The 1,898-nt window shown below is 65.7% G+C and carries 2 protein-coding genes; both read right to left on the bottom strand.

Annotated features, from left to right (window positions below):
- Nucleotides 1–11 precede the first annotated feature (11 nt).
- Complete coding sequence (locus K7W42_RS22645; protein ID WP_224577669.1) at nucleotides 12–1,244, bottom strand: class I SAM-dependent RNA methyltransferase; 1,233 nt, start codon at nucleotides 1,242–1,244, stop codon at nucleotides 12–14.
- Nucleotides 1,245–1,471: 227 nt separating this feature from the next.
- Nucleotides 1,472–1,648, bottom strand: coding sequence for a DUF1540 domain-containing protein (locus K7W42_RS22640; RefSeq protein ID WP_157460020.1), 177 nt, complete (start codon nucleotides 1,646–1,648; stop codon nucleotides 1,472–1,474).
- Between the last annotated feature and the right edge of the window lie 250 nt (nucleotides 1,649–1,898).

Here is a 1,898-nt window from a genome sequence, read left to right as displayed (position 1 = left end):
GAGTCCCGCTGTCAGCGGTTCAGGACGCTGACAATCTCAACGTGACTAGTCTGAGGGTAAAAGTCGTGGGGCGCTACTTCAGCCAGTTTCCAGCCCCGGCGCACGAGGTCCCCCACATCGCGCGCCCAGGTGGCGGGGTCGCACGACACGTAGACCAGCCGGTCTGCAGTGCTGGCGTGAATATGGTCGCGGGCGCCCTCCTCTAGGCCGGCGCGGGGCGGGTCCACCACGATCACATCGGTGCCCAGCTCGGAGAAGCGCGCGGCGTCGCCGTTCCTGAAGGTCACGTTTTTCTCGCCGCTCTGGGCCACATCCTGCCGACCACGGGCCAGCGCCTCGGGGGCGGCGTCCAGCACCGTCACGCGGCGGAACTTCGGGGCCAGGTGTCGCCCGATGGCGCCAGCGCCGCCGTACAGGTCCACGGCGTGTTCCCCTTCGCCGGCCAGTTCAGCGGCGCGCAGGTAGGCCAGCCCGGCGGCCTGGGGGTTGACCTGGGCAAAGCCGGTGGCCGACACGCTCACCTGCACGTTGCCAAACTGCTCGCGGATTTCGCTTTCGCCGGCAATCAGGCGCACCCCGGCGCTAAAGCGGCGCCCGGCCGGCTGGGCAAGCGAGACGCCCACCACGCCCGCGTCCATCAGGTGGTCACTGGCGCGCAGGAACTGTTTGGGCTCGCCGGCCCCGATCAGGGCGGCCACCACCTCGCCGGTCAGGCGGCTAGCGCGAAAGGCGACCTCGGTGGCGGGGTCCAGCTGCGCGGGGTCCAGTTTGTCCAGCACCGCCTGAATCTGGGGCATGACCAGGGGGTCGCGCTGCACCACCAGGGGCTCTTTGCCCCGGCGTTCGCGGTAGGCCAGGCCCTGCGGCGTCACCAGATACTGCGCGGTGTTGCGGTAGCCCCAGGCGTCTGGGCTGGGCACGGTGGGCGAGACGCCGTGGCGCACCTTGGCAATGCGGCTCAGGGCTTCTTCCACAAAGGCGCGCTTGTATTCCAGCTGCGCGGCGTAGGTCGCGTGGGCCAGATCGGCGGTGGGCAACTCGGGGGCGTCCACGCGCTGGGGGCTGCGGCGCAGCACCTCCACGACCTCGCCCTGGCGCACGCCCTTGCCCGCGCGCACGCGGGCGGTGACCTGTTCACCCGGCAGCGCGCCGCGCACCAGCACCACGCCGGATTCGTCACGGGCCAGCCCCAGACCTCCGGCGACCAGTTTCTCGATTTCCAGCGTAAGGAGAGCGTCCGACATAGAGAACAGGGTAGCGCGTTCAGGATGAAGAAATGACCCGCGCCGGCCCACCTGGGGTCGGGGAGGCGGTTCGGGCGACCTCTGTTCCTGCCGCTTGCGGCGCTGCTGGCCAATGCCGCAACCACTAACGGAAAGAGGCATCAGGTATTCCGGGCTTCCGCATGTCTGCACCCTGAAGGGATCAAAAAAGCCCCCGGTGTCACCGGAGGCCTTCGCAGATGTGCCGCTTAGTTCTGGGCGCTGGGCTGGTCGCTCTGGGCGTCGCTGGCCGGGCTGAAGGTCAGGCACTGGGCCTGCTGGGCGCTCAGGCTCACTTCAATCTGGCCGGCGGTGCAGGCCATATCGCTGTTGAAGCGGCAGGTCGTGGCGTCGCAGCGGCTGACAATGGTGGTCGAGTCGTTCATGCCGTTGACTGTAAACGAAGTGCTTTCTTTTGAAAGTAGGCTGCTGCGTCATGTAAACCCATCACTTTTATCAATCGGAGTGGTTTAGTCGGAATTGGACCTAGTGTTGGAAACATTGTCTCAAAGTTTTGAATCAAGATAGGATTCGCTGATCTGGGCATTCATCAGTGTCGCAAGCAGCATAAAAGATGAGTCTTACCTCGAATAGGGGTTGACAGTCAGGGCATCAGCCGCTGAGGTCAATGAATTT

It is taken from the genome of Deinococcus betulae, from assembly GCF_020166395.1.
Taxonomy (GTDB): Bacteria; Deinococcota; Deinococci; order Deinococcales; family Deinococcaceae; genus Deinococcus; species Deinococcus betulae.
This window is presented reverse-complemented; position numbering and strand designations above follow the sequence as displayed.